Annotated in this window: 26 protein-coding genes and 3 pseudogenes; 21 read left to right on the forward strand and 8 right to left on the reverse strand. The window is 33.7% G+C overall.

Going from position 1 to position 25,341, the window contains the following annotated elements; translation table 11 throughout:
• Positions 1 to 236 precede the first annotated feature (236 nt).
• Positions 237 to 788 carry a cupin domain-containing protein gene (locus B1B04_RS16995; protein WP_079562596.1) on the reverse strand — a complete coding sequence of 184 codons (552 nt, stop codon included), beginning with the start codon at positions 786 to 788 and terminating at the stop codon, positions 237 to 239.
• A 268-nt stretch (positions 789 to 1,056) separates the two neighbouring features.
• Here B1B04_RS16995 and B1B04_RS17000 point away from each other — a divergent pair, with 268 nt between their 5' ends.
• The 7 genes from B1B04_RS17000 (at position 1,057) to B1B04_RS17035 (ending at position 6,389) form a co-directional block, all read left to right on the forward strand.
• Complete coding sequence (locus tag B1B04_RS17000; protein ID WP_079562597.1) at positions 1,057 to 1,494, forward strand: MarR family winged helix-turn-helix transcriptional regulator; 438 nt, start codon at positions 1,057 to 1,059, stop codon at positions 1,492 to 1,494.
• Positions 1,491 to 2,234 (forward strand): pirin family protein, encoded by a 744-nt coding sequence (locus B1B04_RS17005; RefSeq protein ID WP_079562598.1) that lies wholly within the window; start codon positions 1,491 to 1,493, stop codon positions 2,232 to 2,234. Before B1B04_RS17000 ends, B1B04_RS17005 begins: the two co-directional genes overlap by 4 nt.
• Positions 2,235 to 2,764: 530 nt before the next feature.
• Entirely contained in the window at positions 2,765 to 3,085 is a 321-nt protein-coding gene (locus B1B04_RS17010; protein ID WP_079562599.1) for an ArsR/SmtB family transcription factor, read from the forward strand.
• Entirely contained in the window at positions 3,085 to 4,143 is a 1,059-nt protein-coding gene (gene arsB, locus B1B04_RS17015) for an ACR3 family arsenite efflux transporter (protein ID WP_079562600.1), read from the forward strand. Before B1B04_RS17010 ends, arsB begins: the two co-directional genes overlap by 1 nt.
• A gap of 178 nt (positions 4,144 to 4,321) precedes the next feature.
• The gene (locus B1B04_RS17025; RefSeq protein WP_079562601.1) at positions 4,322 to 4,543 is read left to right on the forward strand and encodes a hypothetical protein; all 222 of its coding nucleotides are present in this window, start codon (positions 4,322 to 4,324) and stop codon (positions 4,541 to 4,543) included.
• A gap of 108 nt (positions 4,544 to 4,651) precedes the next feature.
• Positions 4,652 to 6,004: an NAD(P)-binding domain-containing protein gene (locus B1B04_RS17030; protein WP_079562602.1), complete on the forward strand. Its 1,353-nt coding sequence runs from the start codon at positions 4,652 to 4,654 to the stop codon at positions 6,002 to 6,004.
• Between the two features lie 142 nt (positions 6,005 to 6,146).
• Positions 6,147 to 6,389: a GNAT family N-acetyltransferase gene (locus tag B1B04_RS17035; protein WP_240518322.1), complete on the forward strand. Its 243-nt coding sequence runs from the start codon at positions 6,147 to 6,149 to the stop codon at positions 6,387 to 6,389.
• 90 nt (positions 6,390 to 6,479) lie between these two features.
• Here the strand turns inward: B1B04_RS17035 and B1B04_RS17040 are convergent, their stop codons facing one another.
• The 4 genes and pseudogenes from B1B04_RS17040 to B1B04_RS17055 all read right to left on the reverse strand — a co-directional run bounded on the left by B1B04_RS17040 (position 6,480) and on the right by B1B04_RS17055 (position 9,835).
• Complete coding sequence (locus B1B04_RS17040) at positions 6,480 to 7,379, reverse strand: sensor histidine kinase (protein ID WP_346426992.1); 900 nt, start codon at positions 7,377 to 7,379, stop codon at positions 6,480 to 6,482.
• A 24-nt stretch (positions 7,380 to 7,403) separates the two neighbouring features.
• Positions 7,404 to 8,147 carry an ABC transporter permease gene (locus B1B04_RS17045; RefSeq protein WP_079562604.1) on the reverse strand — a complete coding sequence of 248 codons (744 nt, stop codon included), beginning with the start codon at positions 8,145 to 8,147 and terminating at the stop codon, positions 7,404 to 7,406.
• Positions 8,140 to 9,063: an ATP-binding cassette domain-containing protein gene (locus B1B04_RS17050; RefSeq protein WP_079562605.1), complete on the reverse strand. Its 924-nt coding sequence runs from the start codon at positions 9,061 to 9,063 to the stop codon at positions 8,140 to 8,142. The genes B1B04_RS17045 and B1B04_RS17050 overlap by 8 nt, the downstream gene beginning before the upstream one ends.
• A 79-nt stretch (positions 9,064 to 9,142) precedes the next feature.
• Positions 9,143 to 9,835, reverse strand: a pseudogene (locus B1B04_RS17055) (response regulator transcription factor).
• Positions 9,836 to 10,464: 629 nt separating this feature from the next.
• Between B1B04_RS17055 and B1B04_RS17060 the strand changes: the two are divergent.
• From B1B04_RS17060 to B1B04_RS17085, 5 genes are all read left to right on the forward strand, one after another.
• The gene (locus tag B1B04_RS17060; RefSeq protein ID WP_079562606.1) at positions 10,465 to 10,719 is read left to right on the forward strand and encodes a hypothetical protein; all 255 of its coding nucleotides are present in this window, start codon (positions 10,465 to 10,467) and stop codon (positions 10,717 to 10,719) included.
• A gap of 216 nt (positions 10,720 to 10,935) precedes the next feature.
• Positions 10,936 to 11,223 carry a hypothetical protein gene (locus tag B1B04_RS17065; protein ID WP_079562607.1) on the forward strand — a complete coding sequence of 96 codons (288 nt, stop codon included), beginning with the start codon at positions 10,936 to 10,938 and terminating at the stop codon, positions 11,221 to 11,223.
• A 94-nt stretch (positions 11,224 to 11,317) separates the two neighbouring features.
• The gene (locus B1B04_RS17070; protein WP_079562608.1) at positions 11,318 to 11,812 is read left to right on the forward strand and encodes a hypothetical protein; all 495 of its coding nucleotides are present in this window, start codon (positions 11,318 to 11,320) and stop codon (positions 11,810 to 11,812) included.
• A 433-nt stretch (positions 11,813 to 12,245) separates the two neighbouring features.
• Complete coding sequence (locus B1B04_RS17080; RefSeq protein ID WP_079562610.1) at positions 12,246 to 12,452, forward strand: hypothetical protein; 207 nt, start codon at positions 12,246 to 12,248, stop codon at positions 12,450 to 12,452.
• 24 nt (positions 12,453 to 12,476) lie between these two features.
• Positions 12,477 to 13,052, forward strand: a complete 576-nt coding sequence (locus B1B04_RS17085) for a hypothetical protein (RefSeq protein ID WP_079562611.1) — start codon at positions 12,477 to 12,479, stop codon at positions 13,050 to 13,052.
• Between the two features lie 1,287 nt (positions 13,053 to 14,339).
• Here B1B04_RS17085 and B1B04_RS17095 read toward each other — a convergent pair.
• Positions 14,340 to 14,987 carry an MOSC domain-containing protein gene (locus B1B04_RS17095; RefSeq protein WP_079562612.1) on the reverse strand — a complete coding sequence of 216 codons (648 nt, stop codon included), beginning with the start codon at positions 14,985 to 14,987 and terminating at the stop codon, positions 14,340 to 14,342.
• Positions 14,988 to 15,268: 281 nt separating this feature from the next.
• Between B1B04_RS17095 and B1B04_RS17100 the strand changes: the two are divergent.
• The 8 genes and pseudogenes from B1B04_RS17100 to B1B04_RS17130 all read left to right on the forward strand — a co-directional run.
• Positions 15,269 to 15,486 (forward strand): annotated as a pseudogene (locus B1B04_RS17100) (Lrp/AsnC family transcriptional regulator); the annotation flags it as partial.
• A gap of 78 nt (positions 15,487 to 15,564) precedes the next feature.
• Entirely contained in the window at positions 15,565 to 16,488 is a 924-nt protein-coding gene (locus tag B1B04_RS17105) for a LysR family transcriptional regulator (protein ID WP_079562613.1), read from the forward strand.
• Between the two features lie 197 nt (positions 16,489 to 16,685).
• Positions 16,686 to 18,206 (forward strand): succinate CoA transferase, encoded by a 1,521-nt coding sequence (locus B1B04_RS17110; protein WP_079562614.1) that lies wholly within the window; start codon positions 16,686 to 16,688, stop codon positions 18,204 to 18,206.
• Positions 18,207 to 18,416: 210 nt separating this feature from the next.
• Positions 18,417 to 19,055: an HD domain-containing protein gene (locus B1B04_RS17115; RefSeq protein WP_079562640.1), complete on the forward strand. Its 639-nt coding sequence runs from the start codon at positions 18,417 to 18,419 to the stop codon at positions 19,053 to 19,055.
• A 290-nt stretch (positions 19,056 to 19,345) separates the two neighbouring features.
• Positions 19,346 to 19,480 (forward strand): hypothetical protein, encoded by a 135-nt coding sequence (locus B1B04_RS26465; protein WP_276207766.1) that lies wholly within the window; start codon positions 19,346 to 19,348, stop codon positions 19,478 to 19,480.
• A 393-nt stretch (positions 19,481 to 19,873) separates the two neighbouring features.
• Entirely contained in the window at positions 19,874 to 20,515 is a 642-nt protein-coding gene (gene bluB, locus B1B04_RS17120; RefSeq protein ID WP_079562615.1) for a 5,6-dimethylbenzimidazole synthase, read from the forward strand.
• Positions 20,516 to 20,763: 248 nt separating this feature from the next.
• Positions 20,764 to 21,095, forward strand: a pseudogene (locus B1B04_RS17125) (GNAT family N-acetyltransferase); the annotation flags it as partial.
• A 106-nt stretch (positions 21,096 to 21,201) separates the two neighbouring features.
• The gene (locus tag B1B04_RS17130) at positions 21,202 to 22,257 is read left to right on the forward strand and encodes an ankyrin repeat domain-containing protein (protein WP_079562616.1); all 1,056 of its coding nucleotides are present in this window, start codon (positions 21,202 to 21,204) and stop codon (positions 22,255 to 22,257) included.
• A 235-nt stretch (positions 22,258 to 22,492) separates the two neighbouring features.
• Here B1B04_RS17130 and B1B04_RS17135 read toward each other — a convergent pair whose 3' ends face one another.
• Complete coding sequence (locus B1B04_RS17135; RefSeq protein ID WP_346426993.1) at positions 22,493 to 23,275, reverse strand: DUF4261 domain-containing protein; 783 nt, start codon at positions 23,273 to 23,275, stop codon at positions 22,493 to 22,495.
• A gap of 755 nt (positions 23,276 to 24,030) precedes the next feature.
• On the opposite strand from B1B04_RS17135, the gene B1B04_RS17140 reads away from it, so the two are divergent.
• Positions 24,031 to 24,591, forward strand: coding sequence for a hypothetical protein (locus B1B04_RS17140; RefSeq protein ID WP_139376984.1), 561 nt, complete (start codon positions 24,031 to 24,033; stop codon positions 24,589 to 24,591).
• A gap of 112 nt (positions 24,592 to 24,703) precedes the next feature.
• Here the strand turns inward: B1B04_RS17140 and B1B04_RS17145 are convergent, their stop codons facing one another.
• Positions 24,704 to 24,913, reverse strand: a complete 210-nt coding sequence (locus B1B04_RS17145) for a hypothetical protein (protein ID WP_079562619.1) — start codon at positions 24,911 to 24,913, stop codon at positions 24,704 to 24,706.
• Positions 24,914 to 25,341 lie beyond the last annotated feature (428 nt).

Here is a 25,341-nt window from a genome sequence, read left to right on the forward strand (position 1 = left end):
ATTAATGGAATCAGTTTTATAAATCCATTTTCTGTTTTTAAAAGGAAATAGTATAGATGCATATAATAAAATCCTAAAGATTTATGGGAAAGGTAGTACTTTTACAAGATGCAGGCTTTACATTTAGTTCAGAAAAAAGCAAAAAAATCGCTATCTTCACTGTATGTGAAGGGCGATTTTTTAAACTTAATCTTACTAATAAATTTCATGTTAAATAACCAAATAACTTACAGTTACTATTCGTGTTTTAAAATTGTTAATCCATTTTTCTTGCCAGAAGCAATTAATTGTTCCGCTTGTTTTTTTGAAACAGGTTGATTTGGCAATTCAGTTGCAGAAGTGACAGGTCTAGCGATATCACGAATGACATTTTCAAAATCAGTTGATGTAAGGGATAAAATCGCTTTTACAGTATTTGTTTTTAATTTGAACGTATGAGATTTCCCTCTTGGTACAAAGATTGTATCACCTGCAACTGCATGAATTTCTTGCTCCTCTAAAAAGAATGTAATTTCTCCTTCAACTATACGCCAGATTTCATCTTCATTTTCATGAATATGAAACGGCGCTTCTAATCCTTTTACTTCAATAAATTCAAATACTGAGAAATTCCCGCCAGTTTCTGTACTTAATAATAAAGGTTTTACGCGAGCTCCTAAAAAAAGATAATCTTCATTCGTCAATAATTCAGCCATATCATTTTCCCCTTTATTGATAACGATGTGTAGTAGTTTAATAAAAAGATTTGTCACGATCATCATTTTATATATTAAATGATAAATATTCAAGTGGAACACCTTCGGAATTGACTTATTCTTAGTAAAAGACGGAAATAGTTTGATTTTAAGGGTATAGATATAATATTTATAAATAATACAAATAGGTGAGAATTCATGACATATTTACGTATGCATTACCAAACTGCTTATCGATACTGTAAAATAGTGAAGAAATCATCTTTATATTAGGAAATAAGATATTTCTAATAAAAGATAAAATCAATTTTTTGCAATTATAACAAACATCAATTAATATATTAAATGATAGGGGATTATTATGAAATACTCATTAAGAAGAATTCGATTAAGCTATATTGCCTGGTTTCGTTACACCCGTTTTTTTAACCAAAGTATGACCTGTAGCAATCGTCATTTAGCCAAGTGGGGATTACGGACAGGTCAGTTTGATATTATTAGTCATTTAAAAGAAGGTGAACGGGTTACGCAATCAGAATTAGCGAACCGTCTTGTAGTGACCAATTCAAATATTACCCAAATCTTAAGCAAACTAGAAGTAGCAGGCTTTATTCAACGTGAACAAGAGTGGAAGACAAAATATATTTCACTTACACCAAAAGGCGTTGCACTACGAAATGAAATTGTCCCTGCACAAGAGCAATTCCGAGCAGGGCAATTTGAGAATTTAACAGAAGATGAACTTGAACAGTTGATCCAGTTACTAAAAAAGGCGAATCAAGGAGTGCATGAAGAGTGAATATTTTACGGAATGAACAAGCATATTCAAACGGTGGAGGCGTATTTTCCCTACAAATTCATCGACCAGGTTTAATCGATGGAATCTTTGAAAAAGAGGATCATGCATTTGGTCCACTTAGCCGAATTGACCACGCAAAAATTGGGAAAGGTACAATGATTCGTATGCACGAACATATTAATGATGAAATTTTAAGTTATATGTGGCAAGGCGAAATGCTACATGAAGATTCATCAGGCTTGAAAGAAACTTGCTCATCAACAAAGCTAATGATAATGGGTGCTGGGAGAAGCTTCTTCCATGAGGAATCTACACCAACAGGCCCTGTTGAAATGCTACAAGTATTTATACGTCCGTCTGAAAAAGATTTTGAGCCTCGCGTTCAATTTGCGGAAATGAAACTACCAGAAGTCAGTGACTGGCGTTTAATTGCAGGACCAACAGAAGCGAAAGCCCCACTTGAAATTCGTCAGCAAATCATTGTTTATGATGTACACGGAAAAATAGATGAAGCCTTTACATTACCGATTGTGGCAGGCTATACGCCTTGGCTATATGTAATGGATGGCGAAATTATGGCACATGGGGAAAGCCTATATAAAGGCGATGCAATTTCAGGTACTGCGGAAGAGTTAACAACAATACAAATAACAAAAGATTCAACCGTTGTTCTATTCCTAGTCGACCTAAAGGCCCCAATGACACTTGCTGGTAATTTTAGTGGTGTCAAACGATTTTAAAATATAAAAGGTAGCAGGTCTGTCTCATTAAAGTGACAGACCTGTTACTTTTTAGAAAGAGTAGGATCTGGTATCGACAGTCACCACTTAGGTTTCCAAACCTGTACGAAACTCAACAGGCAAGAGACTACCTAAAAGTGCCATTGTCATTTGGAAGGTTTTTCCGAATAGTATTAATATAATGTTCCCGATTGGTTTGAAGTTTTTTAAAAAGGAAAAATGTCTGCACATAGTAAAGAGCAGACGTTTTTTTGTGGAGATATCTTGATATGAAGATGTACCATTTGAAATGTAATTTCCTAAATTTAATATGGGACTTAGAAATATATTAGTTATGTGGGCGTATTAACAATACATAAAAGAAACAGTTATTAAATAAATAAAAAATTTATTTCCGTACTATTGCAATTAAACAATAGGGAGCATAATATAAGTGTATAGTTATATATTGATTTAATCACCTGCAATTAATTGGTGATTTTATTTTCAATAATATATAAGTAAATGGTTATATAAGGAGCGCAGATAGGATGGAAAATACACTAATTGAAAAACAATTAAAAGCAACAGCTGACTTGAATCGCATTAAATTACTTGCATGTATGAAAAATGGGGAGGTATGTGTATGTGATTTTGTGGATGTCTTAGGCATTTCACAACCAGCAGTTAGTCAGCATCTTCGAAAATTAAAAGAGGCAGGCATTATTATCGAACGAAAGGTTGGTACATGGAAACATTATCGTTTAGTTGAGGAGCAGACACCACTTATGAAAGGTATTTTAGACCAAATTGAGCCATTAAATGGATGCAATTGTGGCTCTGACTGTACACACATAGGGGAGGAAAATTAATGGATAATGATTCTTTAACAAAACAGCTTTCGTTTTTAGATCGCTATCTCACTCTTTGGATTTTTGTTGCAATGGGGATAGGCGTTTTATTAAGTATTTCAATGCCTAATATTGGTGAAGCATTAGAGTCTATGTCAGTTGGCACGACATCTATACCTATTGCCATAGGGCTGATTGTTATGATGTATCCACCTTTGGCAAAAGTAAAGTATGAGGAAATGTGGCGTGTGTTCAAGGATTGGAAAGTTCTTTTATTGTCACTTTTCCAAAACTGGTTACTTGGTCCGTTTCTAATGTTCTTCTTAGCCATTATATTCTTGAGAGACTATCCAGAGTATATGGCTGGGCTCATTATGATTGGGTTAGCTCGATGTATTGCAATGGTAATCGTATGGAATGATTTAGCTCGTGGAGATCGCGAATATGTAGCTGGTCTAGTTGCATTTAATTCTATTTTTCAGATTGTAACATATTCAATTTTTGCTTATTTTTTCTTAAATGTATTACCTGGTTGGTTTGGATTAGAAAACTTTAATGTATCCATTTCTATGTGGGAAATTACAAAAAGCGTTCTTATTTACTTAGGGATACCATTTGCTGCAGGATTCCTAACACGATTAATAGCTATAAAAACAAAAGGGAAACAGTGGTATGAGGAAAAGTTCTTACCAAAAATTTCACCGCTTACTTTAATAGCACTTCTATTCACAATTGTGATGATGTTTGCATTAAAGGGTGAAAAGTTAGTCGAACTACCACTCGATGTTGTACGAATCGCTATCCCATTATTCATTTATTTTGTTGTGATGTTTGCAGTTTCATTCTTTTCTTCACGTAAAGTAGGTGCATCTTATCCTGTCACAGCAGCCCTTTCTTTTACAGCTGCTAGTAACAATTTTGAGTTAGCAATTGCTGTAGCTGTAGGTGTTTTGGGACTTCATAGTGGGGTGGCTTTTGCTGCTGTTATTGGTCCACTTGTCGAAGTGCCAGTACTTATTGGACTTGTTTGGGTTGCCTTACGTTGGCAAAAGAAATATTTTAAAACCATTAAATTATAGGAGTTCTTCAATTAACAGAAGTCACAATTCATGCAGAAGAAGAGAATGGCGAATTAGGTTTAGTCTTATTAGGATATTCACCAAAATCCTGCTGATGAAGTTGATATTCCACATAAGTAAAGGTGAAAAATACATTGTCACAGCAATTACATAAGCTGATAAATAGGAGGATGAAAACATGACAGTAAATCATGCCAGTGTGTTAACAAAAGAATACTTCATTTCCTATTTGACCCTTATTATTACTAGTAGAGATTATACAGTAGCTCAAGCCAATTCATTTGCTTTTGATTTCTTCTTTAAAGGAGATAAAGATCGCTATGGTTCTTCAACATGGTGCCAATTCGAGAAAGCAAAAATAGAAATTGAGAAAAAAATGTGTGAGATTGAAGCATATTAATTCCATGTTTTAAGTATAACTGCGTCTAGCTTAATGCTAGACGTAAAAAATAAACTGTATATAAGGAAATGCTTATATTGAAATTTTATAGAAAAGAAGGGTTTATTTATGAAAACATTTAATATAATTCAGCAAAATAATTCTTGCTGTACTACTAATAACATTAAAGCACAAGAGGCTTTTAATGATTTAAATACGAATTTACCTACTGTAATAATTGGTGCTGGTCCAATTGGGTTAGCTGCAGCTGCTCATTTAGTGGAACAAAATCAATCCTTTATATTACTAGAGGCTGGGCGTGAAATAGCTCATAACATTCGCACTTGGGGTCATGTTACACTTTTTTCTCCATGGCGATATAACATCAATAAAGCTGCTAAAACCTTACTTGAGGATACGGATTGGCAAGAACCTAACTTAGAAACATTACCGACTGGACATGAATTAATTGATCTCTATTTAAAACCTTTAGCAGCGTTAGCACAAATAAAACCTTTCATTCAATTAAACTCGAAAGTAGTGGGCGTTTCACGTCAATTAAATGATAAGATGAAATCAAAAAATCGTGTAAATCAGTCCTTTATTATATATATTGAAACGGAAGACGACATAAATGTCATTGAAGCTAAAGCTGTTATTGATGCAACAGGTACTTGGGGAAACCCAAACCCAGCAAATTCAACAGGTGTTTGGCTTCAAAATGAAAAAATATTAGCAGGTCGCATAGAGTATGGTATTCCAAATATTCATACGAATACTAAAAGATATGCTAACAAGAAGATCGCGGTTATTGGAGGCGGTCATTCCGCTATCAATACTTTATTATCTCTGGTTGAATTACAAAAAGAAAATCCTTCAACGAAACTTGTTTGGATTATGCGTAAAAAATCTGTTGAGGAAGTATATGGTGGGGAAGAAAAAGATGCCTTGAAAGCACGCGGAGCGCTAGGTGTACGTATTCATGAATTAGTAGATGCAGGTAAGATTGAAGTAGTGACACCATTTTATATTTCAATGGTGAAAAAAGATGAAAAAATAAATATTGTTGGTACTACAAATGGAGAACAAACAGTATTAACAGGATTCGATGAACTCATTGTAAATGCAGGGAATCGACCGGATTTTTCAATAAACAGCGAACTACGTCTTTCCATCGATAATGTAACAGAGAGTGTGCAAGCATTAGCACCACTCATTGATCCTAATATGCATAGCTGTGGGACAGTACGAGCGCATGGAGAAGAAATATTAAGACAGCCGGAAAATGGTTTCTATATTGTCGGAGCCAAAAGTTATGGACGCGCACCAACATTTTTAATGGCTACAGGTTTTGAACAAGTCCGATCAATAACTGCCTATTTAGCAGGCGATGAGGAAGCTTCGCAACGTGTGGAATTAGAGCTACCAGAAACAGGCGTATGCAGTAGTAATCTTTCCAATCAATCCAATACATGTTGTTAATTATTCGACTGTTAGCAATTGCTAGCAGTCCTCTTCTAAATAATAAGGAGGAAATTGAATGGTAACATTGCTTATTCGAAAAATGGAACACAAAGATTTAAAAGAGGTATTAAACATCTATAAAGAATGAATCGATACTGGGATGGCCACGTTTGAAACATATGTACCGGGTGAACAAGTATGGGATGAAAGACATCATGCAACTTTACGCTTTGTAGCAGAGGAACATAACAGAGTGAGTGGATGGATTGCCATCTCACCTGTCTCTACACATACTGTATATTCTGGAGTTGGGGAAGTAAGTGTTTATATATCAAATAAGAGTAAAGGGAAAAGTATCGCCTCCAAGCTGCAGCACCACAAAATACAGATAAAAATTTTGTGAGTTTTTTGTTCGTTAAATTCTTCAAATCATCTTATTCACTTTGATTTTAAACGTTAAATAGTAGTTTGAAACACACCAGAGAAATAGCATTCAATTTTTCCATTCACATTTCATCAGTAATTGATCTCCATTTAATTTTGCAGATAAATTTCCATCCATCTTTATCATGAGGCTTTTTGCAATATACAATCCTAAACCTGTACTTCTCTTTGTTCTTGTTTGATCAACTTTATAAAAACGGTCAAAAAGAAGGGGGAGGTCTTGTTCTTTTAATTCTTTGGCAGGATTCATTATGTTAAGTTGAACAGATGACGAATTTTTAACAAGTTGAATAGTAATATTGCCACTCGAATGTTTAATCGCATTGGAAACTAAATTTTCTATTACACGTTTAACAGCTGATGAATCGCCTGTAATATAAATTTCATCATCTGGAATAAGGATTGATGGTTCGATCTGTGCTTTATTGAAATCATCATAAAAACCAATTAACACTTCAACTAGCAGTTTATTTAATTTGAGGTTCTCCACCTTTAATGGATAATCAGCTGATTCAATAGTCGATAATTCAAAAAACTCATCTAATAAAACCTTCAATCTCAGTGCTCCATTTTTAATGTTCTTTTGGTATTTTATCCTTTTCTCAAGACCTATATCATCGGATTCTAAAAATTGTATATAACCTAAAATAGACGTCATTGGCGTACGAATATCATGCGAAATATTTGCAATTGCCTGCTTCATTTCATTTTCAGTTCTTAATTTCTCAAAAATTGCTTCATTTGTTAAATCAATTTGGTCATTAATATTTTTTGCTAAATTCTCAAGATCTTTGTCATAAAATGTTAGATCTATTTTCTTTGAGATTACTTTATTGTTTAACTGATTTAATTGTCGAGTAACTCGTTTTAGTTCCAGTTTCAATAAGTAAAAGCGAATGAGGATAAAAAATACAGCTATAACAGATATAATTACTATATAGATCATCATTTCACTCGCCTTTCTTTTTATTATTTATTTAATTTCTTTCTTTTGGAATGCTAATACTCCTAGTAATCCAAATATCACATAAGTTACAATCGGGACTATCGCTAATTTAAATACTTCAATGCTTTCCAAAGCATTTATATTAATGAAGTCGTATGATAACTTAAATACCGAATAATTATAAATATATTCAAATAAAGTGATCTTACTAGCTAACATGAACATTACACCATCAAATAGAAGGAATATTAAGATTAGCAAGCCAATCGTTTTTCCACTATCTGTAAACATCGTTGCAAATAACATCATTATTGATGCAAATGCTGCAGCATATAACATAGTAAAAATAATTATTTGAGCAAAGTATTTTAAATCGGGCATATCGTTAAATTGAGAAAGAATAGCCCCAGTTCCTGTCATACCAATTGGTAATATTACTGAAAAAATGATTGCCCCAAATGAAAATACCATTAATTTGGAGATATAAATTCTAATTCTGCTATTGCCCGAAGATGCAATACTTTTCATAGTACCCAAAGAATATTCACTAGCGATAAAATAACCAGCTAAAAGACATGGGATTAATTTTAACACGTAATTGTTCTTACCAATGATAGTTAGAAATAATTCATTAACGCTAATTTGCTCTGTTCCATAAATACTCGCTATTAGAGGAAAAAGGGCAGCAATTAACATCAATGCCAATGTCAGTTTTTTAAACGATGTATCCTTTTTTAACTTAAATAGTTCTGATTTTAATAGATTACCCATGCTGAATTCCTCCAATAAGCTTTGTAAAGTAACTTTCTAAATCTTGACCCATTGACTTAAACTGTTCAATGATTAACCCTGCGTTAACTAATGCTGTAGAAACTTTGGTTGGTTGATCAAGATACTTATATAGTCTAATCACACCATCTGGCATGACCTCGAAATCATTAGTAGAAAGCACAGTTTCAATTATTGTTGCAGCTTTTTCGGTATTATCTACTTTAATATGGAAATATTGCTGACATTTATCTTCTAGCTGATGAAGTGTCATTTGCTCAATCAATTCTCCCTTATGAATGAAGCCATAATGAGTAGCTAACAAATGAAGTTCACTTAAAATATGACTTGATATCAGTATAGTAACGCCTTTTTCACTATTGAGCTTTTTTAATAACTCTCTTATTTCTACAACTCCCATAGGGTCTAATCCATTAATGGGCTCATCTAGAATTAAAAACTCTGGATCTCCTAAAAGAGCAATCGCAAGAATAAGTCTTTGTTTCATACCTAAAGAAAAATTCTTCGCCTTCTTTTTCCCCGTATCATGAAGACCAACAAGTGCTAGTGTTTTTTGAACACATTCTTTACCTGGGACGCCTTTTAAAAGTCTATGTGCTTCTAAATTCTCAGCAGCTGTCATATGTGGATATATTGCAGGTTGCTCAATCGTAGCACCGATACGCTTTCTAGCTTGAATTAACCTCCTTTCGTCCGTTTCTCCAAATAACTCTACAGTACCTGATGTGGGCATTGCTAATCCAGTCACTAAACGAGTTAGCGTGGATTTACCAGCACCATTCTGCCCAATAAAGCCGTAAATAGAACCTTTTTCAATCGATAGATTCACTTTATTTAAAGCAACTTGATGTTTATATTGCTTTGATAATTGATTTGTCTTAAGTACACAATCTTTCATATACTTACCTCCCTTACTTGATATACTTAGTATAGTAAGAAGAACATAAGAGAAGCTTAAGTTAAATCTAAAGAAAACCTTAAGATTTAAGACGGTAGCCCATTCCCCAGATTGTTTCAATATATTCAACACCGGGGCTAGCCTTAGAGAGCTTACTTCTTAAATTGCTCATATGAACATTAATGGTATTATCATCACCATAAAATGGTTCATTCCAAACATTTTCAAACAAGTTCTCTTTCGTGAAAATTTTGTTAGGTGATGACATAAGAAGGACTAAAATATTGTATTCACGAGCTGTAAAAGCGAGTGATTTCCCCTCAACAACTACTTTTTTAGCTTCTGTATCAATCACTATGTTTTTGTACCTTAATTCTTTTTTCATCGGAAGTTCCTGCAAACGTCGATATCTTCTCAAATGAGAGTCAATTCTCGCTGATACTTCATCTATATCAAATGGTTTCGTAATATAGTCATCTGCCCCCGATCTTAAAGCATCAATTTTAGCTTGCTGCTCCAGTTTTGCTGAGATAATAAGGACTGGAGTGTTACTTTGTTCAGCTATTTTTGACAGTATTTCTTCTCCATTCATACCAGGAAGCATTAGATCGAGTAATACCATATCCCAATCTTGCTTCTCCAAGTAAATCATGGCTTCTGTTCCTTAGAAAGCTGGCTGTGAAGCATATCCACTTTTTTCAACGATCCTACATAATAATTGATTTATATCATTGTCGTCTTCAACAACTAATATGTTGATTAATTGTGCCACCACCATCAACTCCTTTAACTATGAGGCTTGATTATATTACTTAATAAATCATTCATAATCAAACATATTATTTTAACCCAATTTGTCTGTAAATTACTCTTAAAATCATTGAAGGCACAATGCATGATGAATAATTTTTTTATTGAAGAGAAGATACGTTCGTACTATCAACACGCCCATTCAATAAAAGCTTCTTTCGGGGTAGTACCAGGGGCTTTACTTGAAGACCATTGAGCTGCTTTGACAGCTCTCTTTTCTTATTGTAGGAAGAAATTACATATATAAAATAAGGCAATACATTGTTAAGATTTGATAGGTAAAGTATTCTATGGAATGAAATAGGAACGGTGGCGTTTCTCCAACAAGTGAGGAAGTTTTTTTACTAACAGAGCAAGTTAGCTCAAAAAAAGCCTAAAATAAAGAAAGTAATAAATAGTTTGAGGAAATTCATCATTTAGCATGAAATCCAAATTATCGACCATGATCGATTTCGGGTGGAAGAGTAGCCACTTATAGACACTCAACTAAGGATTTAGTTATTTTTCATAATAGTAAAGAAATCGGATCTTTCTATAAACCCAAAAATGGTTTTAAATATTTTCAAAATTTAAAGTGAGTTGGTGAAAAAAATGTTTACATGTAAAGTTTGTGGTTTTGATAAATTAGAATGGCCGCAGTATTTAGAAGATGATGCACCAAACTTTGTAATTTGCGATTGTTGTGGTTTCCAATCTGGATATGATGATTTAGATCAAGGTTTAACTTTTGAAGAATATCTAGATAAATGGATTAAAAGAGGGGCTACATGGGTAGATAAGAGTAAAAAACCAAAAAATTGGTCTCTTGAAAAGCAATTGAAAAATATTAAGAAATTAAATATTTAGAGTCAGTAAAAATTAGCAAGCGTTTAGTTAGTATTGGCTAAAGTCCTGAGAGATAATTTCTCTCAAAAGTTTTCCTCTACAAAATAAATGAATAATCCTTATTAAGCTAACGGAGTTCGATTGTTCAATTAGAGCAATTTCTTCTTATGCTAACAGAGTAGGTTAGCATAAGAATATAGCAATAGTTGTGAAAAAATTGGAAATGAGGTGGATTCAATGGGGAATGTTAAATGGATAAATGGAAGCTATAAAGAGGATAACCGTATTTTTGATTCGGAGTTTGAAGTTAAAGAATGGACAGAAGCATTATATCCAGATTTTGTTGCCTATTTAAGTGATAAAAATAATGTAGGATATGCAACACCTGATGAAAAAGTAATTAAATATTTAGCATCCCTTTTTCCTCAATGGGCTGTTTATAACAACTTGCAAATCGGTGTCTGTACAGGAAAAACAGAAATAAATGGACAAATCATCTATAAAATTTGGACAGTAAAATTATAATTATTTTCGCTAACGGGGCAGGCTACTTGAATATGGAAAAACAAATAAACTGTTTAAAAGCTATTCTTAATCGTGTTCTAAAGGAGGTCTATCAATGAGTTCAATTAATGAAAAACTGGTCCTGTTACATAATGATATGATAAGCATGGGTGGGATAATAGACTTAGACTGGTGTGGCAAATTATTTTATCCCTATTATAAACATTTTAATGACGATAATTTCAGATATAGAGCAGGTTCACTTACTGCTTTTTGGGGACTTCTCTTAGAGTGGGAAGACGCAAGTGGATTTCCATTCTATACAGGTGTTGAAGAATGCGACTGTCATCATTTTGATAAGTACCTTAAAGAGTTTTTAAAATATTCTTCCGACATAAAGAAGCAATACCCGAACATTTATCTTATTATCATTGAATCGCTAAACAAACTGAATAAAAGAGAGGTTTGGGAAAATGAATTTCCTCACATTACAAGTGACCTATTTAGTACCATTAGAAAAGAATTGCTGGAGACTGATGTTCAAAGATTAAACGGTGAGGTTTATGATCTTGCATTAAAAGAAGCAGGAATGTCTTTTAAACTCCCATGAAAATAAAACTCTTCAATTTCGGAATAAAGACAACACGAAAGCAGACGCAGCCCATTTGTTTTTTAGAATTTGCAGCGTCAAGATAGGAAAGAATTATCTGTTGGATTAGGAGGCATCCGGTTCAACGATTGTGTAGCTTTTGTTACAATACTACATGCTTCGCTTTTGTTTGGTAAGGGTTTAAGAACTGCTAATTTTTCAAAAGACAATCAGTTAGAAATAATATATGTTGAGAATGGTAGTAAACAAAAAATAACAGCAAATTATTATATTGAAAAAGATTCTGTATTATATATTTCTAATACCTAGCTAAAAAACACGAAAATTAATGAAAGTATTAAATTATATTGTAAGTAGCAATATAAACAAGTATTTTTAAAATTTTAGTAAACAATATACAATAAGATTTGGTCAGGGTAATTTAGTATCTATTGTGAAGAAAAGTGGTCCAGGAGATAGAAGAATTTTTTCATTTGAATATGCAATAGTTACTTTCAAAAATGGGAAAAAAACTGTTAAAGAAAAAGCTTGGCATTATCATTTAGGGAATCCTAATGTTCACTATGTTTTCAGATGGAATGGTCAGTATATAAAAGGATATACATTTACTGGTGAAAAGAAATATATGTGGGTATGGTAAAAGGAAAATATAAAGGAGTTAATTATGGGGTTTTACTTTGAGTATGTAAATATTGATTGTGAGAATGTCCAAGATTATTTAAAAAAGATGCCTTTTGCTATCAAAGAATTACCTCAATTTCTTATTGATATTTCTGGGCTTTATTTACCTGAATGTAATGAGAATTGGTTTCCTTCTTGGATAAAAAAGATAAATGGATTTCCACTGTACTTTTTCATTGAAGTTGAAGATTACATGAAAAAAGAATTCAATTCATTTTGTGTTCAATATGCATTTTATCCTAAAAACTATGATTTAGAAGGAAAGTATAAAATTATAGAAGTTGTAAATGAAGGCAAATTGAAACAGTTGTTTTCTTTAGTCATACCAATATCATGTGCAGGGGATCTAGTATTGTGGGTCACGCAAAAAAATATATTCTTTGAGAAGAATAACTCAAATAGTAAACAAATTCGCATGCTAGATGGTCAAAATATTTTTTGCATAGGACACGATTGCGAAAATTTGCTTATCTTGTCAAATGACTCTAACTTCAAAAATGCTAAAGAAATGTCCAATACTTTTCCAGAAGGTACAAAGTATGAAGATAATAACGGTTAAATAGGTTTTAAAAAATAGTTATAGAAAATGATGAACATCAAATTCTCGATGTTCATCATTTTTTACTTTTAGCAACACACATTATAAAAAAGTCGGAATGACTAACTGTGTAAACTTTGTGTCTCGTTTTTTTCGAAATTACGAATAAATTGCGAATGTGCGTACTTGGTGTTCTTTTACAATTATGGGGTGTTGGCGTATAAGCCCTCCCTCAAGCCAAATGATTTTAGTTTACATAATATAAATACCTTGGTCACAACTTTCTAATTATCGGATGGTTCCAATAATTTATCCTTCAAAAGGGGATTATTCGTTTAAATAATGCTAATTATCATTTAATGTAGATTTGTCCAATATTCATAAAAATTATTCATAAGAGCGAACAAACTAAGCTAGTTGATACTATATCTTAACAAAGGCTAAAAAGGTGATACGGAGTATTTTTCCTTATCAACTTTTTTATTATTATGAAATTATTTTGTGGATAGTTTAGTCAAATTAGTTAGTAGCAACATCGAATACGGAAATTGAATTAGCTGAAAAATGCTGACAGAAAACTTCGTATTTGTCTGGGGTTGAAATAGGGGATAGGAAGATTACCATTCAGACGTTAGAAAAGATTACTGAGGGCTTGGAAAAAGACACCAAGTCGTATCTTTAAATTTGACACTCTAAGCTTCGATAATAAGTATTTTGAAAAAAAGAGTTGAGTATGATCTTGCAAAATCTAATAGAAGTCAAAAGAGAAACCGAAATACGCATAGTATTAAAAAATTACTAATGAGATATTTAATACATACAAATATTGAAGGGATAAGGAAAAGCTGTAGTCTAAAGTTGTAGAACAGGAGGTGCTCATCCTATATTATGTAAAATCAAGAAACACGGAATACTTTTATTGTGCGCTGTGAGAGCAATCGAGATGGGCAAGGGTACGTGTTACTGAATCTCGATTGCTCTCACAGCATTATTATCAATGTGAAAATTTAGTAATTAAAGTATGGCTTTCGGAGTGAATTCGTTATTTGCTGGCTTATTAGCTCCATTCGCACCGATCGATTCTATAATCCTATTAATCGTTGCGCTTTCTTTCCTTGGGTTGGGCTAGAAATTTGGAATAAGTGGTACTGCTCCTTATCCAAATTTCTATATAGGGATTGTGGCATAAATCAGGATATTTAGTTGAACATCGGGAAAGATACTCCTAAAAATGATTATGTGTCGGGACCCCATCTTTTTGTTTGTTCGTATTTTTTCGTTAAAAAGCGAATGGGAACCCTAGATACATTATTTTAATTTTGCTAAACGACTTGTTAACGGTTCACGCCAATCCTCTGCTAGTTCTGGAACAGCTACAATTTTCTCCATTGCCTCAATATCCTTCCGTCTATGAAAATATACTTCGTTAGAAAATAGAATAGAAACTGAGTCAGGATGACGTTCTAGCAGTTTTATTTGTGAATCTTTACGAACGATACCTTCTTCAAGAACGCGACATAAATAACCAGTATAACCGGTCGCTACAATGCGAGGTAAAATCCCAGGAATGCCAAGTCTTTTTGAAATGGTACTGCATGGGATTCGGCTTTGTGTAACTTGAATAATGGCCTCTCCTAATTGATATGTATCCCCGATGAATACATCACATTCTAACATATTTGTTACAGTAATGTTTTCACCAAATGTAGATGGAGGGAGCTTCGTTTGAAATTCTTGTTCCCACTGTGCGTAATGTTCATAAGGATAGACGCAAACTGCTCGATCAGGCCCACCATGGAACCTTAGGTCAGCTACACCGTCTCCCAGAAATCCATCTTTTGATAGGAAAACCTCTTCAGCAAGTTCTTTACAGATACCTGTTGTCATTTCTTTATTTACTGCATATTTCATTGGTTTCGGTTTACCAATGCTAAAATGAACAAGTTCAATTCCCATATATGTTCTCCTTTAATACTGTTTTCAATATTGTTGTAGTTTTGAAATACTCTTGTTTTTATAAAAAATTTTGTTCACTTCTGTGTCCTTATGCCATTAAAGCATCCCTTTGTTGAAGTTCATAAAAATCTTTTTTCATATCCCAAATCGCCTCCTGATACCCTCATTTTATACAAATATAGAAGGCTAATAAATATGTTTAATAAGGATATTTGATTGTTTGTATTTATTATATAAAGAATTTAGGGTATTCTATTTTATAAAAAAAGGTCGTATAATTTATGGACCAAATTGATAAAAATATCGTGGGATTATTACAGTCAAATGCAAAAATTTCAATGAAGGATTTAGGGAAAGCTGTTCACTTATCTTCTCCGTCAGTAACTGAGCAAGTATGGAAGTTAGAGGAGCAACAAATTATTGAAGGTTACCATGCACATGTTTCTCTAAAAAGCTAAACCGTCCAATTTCTGCACTAATATTGTTTACATCAAAGGATTATTACTTTAAAATATAATAACTAAATTATCTGATTAACAAAAGTAATAAAAATTTCATTAAAAAGGATTGAAGTATTATGGAATTACGGCATTTAGAGTATTTTTTAATGGTTAGTAAGGAACTACATTTTACAAAAGCAGCTGAAAAATTAGGAATCTCACAGCCCACTTTAAGCCATCAGATTAAGATGCTTGAAACAGAAATAGGTTATTCACTATTTAACCGGGTTGGCAAGAAAATTGAACTTACTAAGGTAGGAGAAATTGTCCAACAAGAAGCATTGAATATTCAAGGTTCTATTCAAAGTATATCTTCTCAAATTGCAGCATTTTCGAAAGTAGAAATCGGGGAATTGAGGATTGCTGTGTTGCCCGGGGAAATAACGGATTTGGTATCTACTTTGTGTATTCAATTTAACCAGCTATATCCGAACATTAAAGTGTTCATTGAAACTACAGACCAAGTAGAACAGGCCATTCTAGAGAATCGAGCTGATTTTGGTATTGGTTTTCAACTTAATCAATATGAACTGTTGCAAGTAACGAAGTTGTATGAGGAAGAATTTTATTTGATTAGTAATCAAAGTAGTGAAGAGCAAAAAGTTTCATTTTCTTCTGTTTTAGATGGCCCTCTTATTTTATTTCCAAGTATGCATCAATGTAGAAAAGTACTTAATAAGACCAGCAATGAAATTGGTAAGCCATTAGAGCCTATTGTTGAAACGTCTAGTATTAAGTCTATCTTAGATTTAGTTCGAAGTGGTGCTGGTCGTAGTGTTATCTCGCGCACATTATACGAATTTTATGATACAGAGGATTTATTTTTCCAACAAATTGAAAAACCATCTTTGACAAGGGCAGTGTATCTCATGTTTAAAAAGAACTGTTTTATTAATTATGCAGCACGTGAATATATTAAGTTACTAGTACGTGAAATCGAAAAGCTTCATTTTCACACAGAGAAAGATGACATTAATTCTTTGTATGGTTTTGTATTATAGTTTTTATCTATCATTATTATAGAAATGATGTAATAGACGAACAGTGGAGTCCTCTTTACAATGTAGACAAGACAGCTCATGGAGATGAGAAGTAGACATTGTAAGGGGGTTTTTAATTGACAACAATGTCTATGAATATCATGTCAAAAATTTGTAAAGTAAAAACAAGGTATAAAACTAATATGAGGTGATTGTTAATGGGAAAAGATTTAAGTCAATTCATCAGAAATAAAGCATTTGTAGATAAAGTTGTTTCGGCAGAGGAAGCAGCTTCTTGGATTGAAGACGGAATGAATCTTGGAATGAGTGGATTTACACTTTTCGGTGAGCCAAAAGAATTTCCACTTGCACTTTCTAAGCGTGGTGAGAAAGAAGACTTCAAAATCAATCTATATACCGGGGCTTCATTAGGGCCAACTGCTGACCAATCAATGGCTGAAGCTGACATCATTAATTTACGTGTTCCTTACCAAGCTAACCCTGTAATGCGTGGGAAAATCAATGCAGGTGAGATATACTATATTGACCAACATGTATCACATACAGCAGAAGAAGTAAGAAAAGGGTCATTAGGAAACCTTGATTATGCAATTATCGAAGCAGCTGCGATCACTGAAGAAGGTTATATTATTCCAACTGGTTCTGTGGGGAATTCACCCATCTTTGTGGAACAAGCTGATAACGTTATCATTGAACTTAACACTACTGCTCCTAAAGCGTACGAAGGCCTTCATGATATCTTTGTACCAAAGAATCAAGGTGAGCGTAGAGAGATTCCACTGTACAAAGTTTCAGATCGAATTGGAGAAATTGGAATCAAAGTTAATCCAGATAAAGTAAAAGGAATTATATTATCAGAACAGCCTGATATTCCTTCACCGTTATTTGAGCCAAATGAAGAAACACAGCAAATTGCAAATAACTTATTAGAATTCTTAGCTGGTGAAGTAGAAGCTGGAAAATTGACAGAATCATTAGCTCCATTACAGTCTGGGGTAGGGTCTGTTGCTAATGCAGTTTTAAATGGTATGAAACATTCTCAGTTTAAAGATATCGAAGTTTTTTCAGAAGTATTACAAGATGGTATCTTTGACTTGATCGATGCTGGTGTAGTTAAATTTGCAGCTGGTACTTCGTTCTCACTTTCGAAGAAGCGTGTTGATTCACTAGCTGAAGATTTAGAAAAATACAAAGGGAAAGTTTTGTTCAGACCTCAGGAAATTTCTAATCATCCAGAAATTATTCGTCGTTTAGGCGTTATTTCATTTAACACTGCGATTGAAGTAGATATTTACGGAAACGTAAATTCAACTCACGTTAGCGGAACAAAAGTGATGAATGGAATTGGTGGATCTGGTGACTTTGCTCGTAATGCTAGAATTACAATCTTTGTAACGTCTTCCCTAGCAAAAAATGGAGCTATCTCAACAATCGTTCCTTTCGTATCACATATCGACCATACAGAGCATGATGTAGATGTAATTGTGACAGAGCAGGGATATGCTGATCTTCGTGGACTTCCACCGGTGAAGAGAGCAGAAAAGCTTATCGAAATCGCACATCCTAAGTATAGACCACAATTACGTGCTTACTTTGAAGAAGCAAAAGAAAAAGTGGGTGGGCATACACCACATATTCTTGAGAAAGCTTTTTCTTTCCATACAAGCTTAAAAGAAAAAGGTACGATGTTAATTGAGAAAGAAAAGATAAAAAAATAATTTATGAGACTAAAAAGGGGTGCATATGTAATATGTAGCCCTTTTTATATTTTTTTCTGAAATCCAAATTTAAATAATTTTTAAGTGCTTCATTATAGATTTTATCTATCATTATCATAAAAATGATACAATAGACGAATGATAAAATTCTCTTTACACTGAAGATAAGTTCATAAAGAACTATCAAATTGTAAAGGGGTTTTTTTTATGATGTTTCAAGAAATAGCAGGCATTAAAATTCCAGATTCTCAATTGGCGAAAGATGCAGTAGATATTTTACGTGAGCATGGAAATGACTTGTTGTGGAATCATTCGAATCGTGTGTTTTTATTTGGTGCAGTCAACGGAAAAAATGCTAAACAGAATTATGATTTAGAGTTGCTGTATGTTAGTGCATTATTCCATGATTTAGGCTTAACAGAAAAATTTAGTAGCCCAGATTTACGATTTGAAGTGGACGGTGCAAATGCAGCAAGAAGCTTCCTACAGCAGTATCAAATTCCAGATGAATCGATTCGTCTAGTATGGGATTCGATCGCATTACACACTACACCTGGCATTGCAGAACATAAAGAGACTGAAGTAGGATTACTCTTTTCAGGTGTTGGCTTAGATGTGATGGGGGATGGATTTGAACAATTTCCTGCGCACCTACGTGAAGAAATTATAAAAGCCTTCCCTCGTAACAATTTCAAACAGGAAATTATTCCAGCGTTTTATGGAGGCTTTAAGCATAAGCCAGAAACTACTTTTGGTAATATGAAAGAAGATATTGTTCAACATTTTAGACCGGAATATAAAAATAAGAATTTCTGTCATTGTATCTTACATTCACCATGGTCAGAATAAGAAACCGCAATAGCAGCGTAACGAGGTAGAAAGTTTGAACATTTGTATAGGGTTATTCTTTGAATTTTTAAGCGTTGTAAACCCGTATTTTTCTGACCACTAAAGGAGTAAAAGAAATTTAGGTAGATGACGACTGTTCAACAATCGGGCGCTTTCATGGAAACATGGAAAGCGTCTTTTTAGATTATTCAATGATTGAGATTTATCAATATCTTAGATTATTGAATATTCTCAGTAGACAAATATAGTTTTTAATTTCCCAAAATGAAAACAAAAAAAGGAGAGTTATTATGTCAACCCAAAAAGAACCAATTCAATTTCCAAATAGCAAACAAACACAGTTTGCAAAGGGCGTAACGCTAATCGACATTGTTAAAGAAATCACAAGACTAGCGAAAAAAGCCGCTACGGAAAGTGTAAATTGAAGTGAATTATATTGTTAGAGCTAATTGTCCGTAAATAATCCTAACAAAATATAATAAACGAATTATATTGCACCATTTGTTCTAAAACATTCGTGTTTAAGAGATAGAAGTGCTATTTGTCCATCGGCTGAACACATCAAGAATTAAATAAAACACGAATATTATATTTAAAGTTGTCTATATGAAACTGAACGGAAATGTGGTATTCGATTTGACGAATGTTAATCCGAAGTAAGGAGAGGTGGAGTCAGATTTATGCGGATACAGCGATAAGGACAAACATACCCAAACCACGCTTTTTGGTGCATTTTTACTTCAACTTACGTGGCGGAATAATGAAAAATCAGTTAATATTAAAAATAAACATTTTTGTAAAGAAAAGGGGAGGAATTTATGTTTTCTAATGAAGAAAGAGAGTCTATTTATAAAGTTATTTATAATAGGAGAGATATTCGAAGTTTTTTATCAACTCCTATCCCTGAAAACATTATACATAGAATATTAAATGCAGCTCATCATGCACCTTCAGTAGGATTTATGCAACCTTGGAACTTTATTTTGATTTCCACTGACAAAATTAAAGAAAAATTGGCTTGGGCAGCAGAAAAAGAAAGCCGAGCATTAGCTATTCATTATGATGGGGAGAAAAAAATGAAATTCCTTGATTTAAAAATTGAGGGTTTAAAAGAAGCTCCTATGACTATTTGTGTTACATGTGACCCTACAAGAGGAGGTTCCCATGTATTAGGACGAAATTCAATTCCTGAAACAGATATTTTATCAACAGCCTGTGCTATTCAAAATATGTGGTTAGCAGCTTGTGCTGAAGGGCTTGCGATGGGGTGGGTAAGTTTTTATAAAAAGAATGATATTAGAGACATTTTAGAAATACCACCACACATCGATCCCATTGCTCTTATATCAATCGGTTATACTGAAAATTACCCAGAAAAGCCCATTTTAGAGTTAGCTAATTGGGAAAAAAGACGTTCTTTAGAACATCTTATTTTCGAAAATAAATGGGGACAAAACTAAAGACTTATTAATCTATCAGGGTGCGTTAATTGAATAATGTTGAATTGCATAGGCAACTCTTTTTTTTATTGAACTAACGAAGTAGTTTAATTTAAGAAGGACTTATTAATAAACAGCCAGAATAGTATAAAGATGCTGTTAAAAAGGGGGGATTTCAAACTCGCTACCTTTACATATCTAGAAAATAACGGGGGGAGGTTATAATGGCAGTTACTTATTGGACAAGAAAAAAACTTACACTATGAGCTATTCAACCTAAAGATATCTAATATTTGAATCATTAGATGATGAGATTCTACGAAATATGGACTCACTTTATTTTCCTCGTTCAGCTGAAAAAATGAGAGAATGAATAGAAGGACAATTGGAATGAATTCCGTTTTATTGCAGTTGATAGATACAATAATATTGTTGGTATAATTGAAACATTTGATTGTGATCGAAAAAATGGAACCTTCGATTATTATTTAGCTGTATTTGAACCATACAGCGGTAATGGGTACGCAAAGAAATGATCCTTATGGTTCTTCGTTTCTTCTTTTTAGAGTTTTCTTATCAAAAAGTGAATACGACTGTTTATCTTTTAATAATTGTGCGCTGTGAGAGCAATCGAGATGGGCGTATATATATGGTAAATGACGTGATGAACTATATTCAAAAATCTAATGTAAGGAGCGCAAATACATATGGCGAGGAAGAGAAAAACGTTACCGAAAAATTTTAATGAACTAATTGAAGCAGGTGATATTGCGGCATTACAAGAGGTATTTACAAAGTGCGAGCTAGATGCATATGGTGGTTATAGTAAAACAACAGCCTTAAGCTTTTTCAATGTACCAGATGAATTGGTTCGCTGGCTCGTGGAACAGGGGGCAAATATAAATGCGAGAGACAACTACAAAAGATCGGCTTTACATAATCAGGCAATAAGTTGGCGGGGAAATATTGAATTGCTTCTTGAGTTAGATGCAGATATAGAAGCCTTGGATTATCAAAATGAAACACCTTTATTTGCTGCGGCTGCTTTTTTTAAACCAAATGCGGTGCGCACATTGGTTTCTAAAGGCGCAAATATTAGCGCGGTAAATATGATGAATGAGACGCCTTTGGACAAAGCTTTAGCAGTATGTAGAAATATGAATATTGTTGATCTAGTGGAAGTTTCTGAGATTTTTTTGAGCGCAAGTATAGCTGTAACGCCGGAAATGAAAAATTCTATTAAGCGAATTGGAAAAGACTTTGAATTTCACAGAGAAGGTTTTAATAAAGAATATTTGAACGAAACGGATGAGGCACTTTCCCGTCTTTATGAGCTATTTGATGTTCCACCAGTAGAGAAGCGGAAAACGCATGATGGTACGTCTCCAATAACAGTATGTACAAAGGGCTGGCAGGCTCAACATAATGAACTTTGGGATTTACTAATTCCTTCGCAAGGACATGCTCAAACTGTACAAGGAGAGGTTATTCGTATTACCGGTAAAGTCTCATACGAAATTTTAGATAACGGCGGCATCAACTGGGATAATGATTTTCGTAAAATGCTCAAAAGTTTGAACCAATACCTTAGCTTAGGTACGCCATTACATCCCGCTGCACTTCAGGAGTCTATCACTTTAGGCAAAGAACTTCACAAAGGCGATGGAGATGAGGAACCTGCGAGACTATGCGAGTTGGCAGTGCAATGGGTACTTAGCAATCCGAATCCGATTATGTTAGAACAACCCGTTTATAAGCGCTAACATATTTAACGAATCCAATAAGCATTTTTATAAACAATAATATCCCCTTTTTTTAAGCACTTAACAGCTAAGAAAAGGGGATATTATTTTAATTCAATAAAAAGGATCTTTTATTGTTCGTTAGTCATTATTTGAATCTATTCAAACAATGGAACTTTTTGATCTATCCCACAACAATGAACAAGCATAGCGTGTAATTCTTTGTGCTTAACGTTGTAAATGCATACATTAGCAACTATTCTTCAGACTCGCCCTGGTGACCTGCATAGTTGCCCTCACCGGGATCAAGATCAATAACTATGCGGTGCGGAACAGCCAATGCATATTGATGCTCGCAGCGCCAACGCATCCCCTCTGTAAAACCCATCGTTTCTCCATCTGTAATAATATCACCTTGATTAAATAAATAATAAGCAAAGTTAGTCAGGCAGCCTGCAACTTCATTGGTATCCATATCATAGAAGTGACATTGCACATCAGGAACGCCTAGTGCAGCAAGCCCAATGGAATCCATGAGACCTTCCTGACGTTCACTGCCAGTACCCTCAACATTGTAGAACCGAATGTTCAATGCCCCATACAACATTTCGCCCTCATCAATAGCAGCCAAAAACATGGATGGCTCGACCAACTTATTGCTTTCTCTAAAATAAATGGCAGCGCATGGGACCGTTTCCACTATTGCACGAAGAACATTCGTATGTAGCTCCAATCTTTTTTTTGGCTCCAGTCCAGATGCCATCATATCGACAAGTAACAACGCGTGACTACACTCTTGCAATGTTTGGCCTGCTTCATTCCAATACCAACTTTGCTGCAAAGCGGCTTCGTAATCAGATATCGGACCTACATTCATGCCAGTAAGCGTTGTTTGTGCAGGCATTTCTCCTTCTGCATATTTCACCATATAATTCAAATGAAAGAAGTGAAGCATTTCGCTTTTCTCATGTTGCTCATAGGGCTCCCATACTGCCAGCGACCCATTCTTTTCATTTTGTGGTCGATCTGTTTTCCCCATGTATTGTTCTATCTTGCTGTAGAGTAGTTCGCGGTCCACTACTGGCTTTTCTTTAAACAGCAGTTCAATAGCATAAACTCTAGCAAATCCGAAGTCTTTCTCTCGCTCTAGGATTTCATTCATAAGGCACTCTCTTTCATTCTGTTTTGTTTTCTTAATCATATATTGATGTGTTCATCAACTTCATCAAGAATACACGAAAGATTAGCAATCGCCCATCATACTTTTTTCCTATCATTGCCAATTGTGAGTGTCTATATGTTTTGAAATAATTGGTATTATTCAATCGGACGAGATTGTTGGCGATTCTAGAGAAGATGAAATTTTATTGAAACGGAGCGAACTTGAATGTTACCAATTGAGTATCGTATTGAAATTGATTTAAAAACATAGGAATAAACCGTATTTGATACCAATAATTTGATTAATAATCCTGTATATGCGGAGTTTCGTATTCCACAATCGGGTGGGATTGTTTAATAAGCGTCGCTCTAAGTAAAGCATTCTCAGCTATCTAAAAAGATCATTAAACAAAAGGTAGTATCCTTGAAAGAAAGTAATTGAAAAGAAGGGGATTGAAGCAATAAAAAATTGTTAGATATGATTGTTCGTAATTAATCCTTACAAAAGATAATTAACGAATTATTAAGATGGATTATAGAAATGCCGATCTCCAATGGAAGTGACATGAAAAAGAAAACTAAAACAGAAAAGTATTTTACCCCAGATATTCAATAGCAGGCATATTCCATGATATGGGGGTCCAAGATAATTCTATTCGAATGCTGCTATTACATTCTAAAAAAACGTCTTTAGGTGCTTTAGATAGCTATTTCCTTAGATCTTCTCGAGAATTAAAACAGCTACGTACTGAACAAATGTTATTGGAAACAGTTCTTGAAACTGCATTAGAAATGGAAGAGAAGTTTGGTGAACTAATGGATTTAGAAACGATCTATGAACAACTACCAGTAGCATTTGAAAACCTATTAAAAAATCCACACTATATTTATATTAATGAATTTAAAAATCAACTAATTCGTTTTACTTTTTTAAAAATGGAGCACGCAATGTTATCGAATACAAGTCCTTATTCAAATAATGCTACACTATTTTCTATTGGTAAAAATTCAACATCACCGTTTCAGACAGGTGATGTAAACCCTTATTCTTATCGTCAACAAGTCCGGTTTCAATCAGAAGGATTTTCAATGCTGTCAACAAATATGGCTTCTCAACCGCAGTTAACAACTAATCATTATCAGTCTATCTATCCAAATCAATTGAACAGTTACGATTTTTCTAATAAAAAATAACTACCCAATTACGGTAGTTGCTTCCTTTTAAAGTATAAAGAATCAATTGCTTTCTTTTTCTTTCATGGCCAAGTAGTCCGTAAATCAACGTTATCTTTATTTTGCTGTAACATCAATGTTGCAAAAGTATGCCGTAAGTGATGTAGCTTGAAGCGGGTAGGTGGTAGGCCTGCCTTTTCAACACATCTTTAAAGATGACATGTAAACCTCGCGGATCTAATGCTTTACGATTTTTATTTAAAAAAGCAGGTTCTGATGGATAAATTTGGTAGGATTTTAAAGAAGCTTTATAAGATGCCAGATGGGTATTTGACGTATCCAAGCCCTCCTCCACGTCAAATAATTTTAGTTTACATAATATAAATACCTTGGTCACAACTTTCTAGTTATCGGAAGTTTCCTATAATTTATCGTTCAAAAGGGGATTATTCGTTTAAATAATGCTAATTATCGTTCAATGTAGATTTGTCCAATATTCATAAAAATTATTCAAAGAGTGATGAACATAGCTAGGTGTTTCAGAATCACAATATATGTTCTTTGAGGATCAAAATAATTAAAACCTATCATTCTACAAAAAACCAATTTAAAAAATTCAAAGTAAAAATTCGATGTTCAGGAATTTAATTAAAATCTAAGAATATGATAATGAGGTATTCAAAATAATGATGAAAATAGTACCCTCCAAGCTTTTACGGGAGTGTTAGGTAAAAATCAATGAACTGCAATGTATAATCTGAATTTTGTTAA

The organism is Lysinibacillus sp. KCTC 33748, assembly GCF_002237755.1.
Classification (GTDB): domain Bacteria; phylum Bacillota; class Bacilli; order Bacillales_A; family Planococcaceae; genus Lysinibacillus.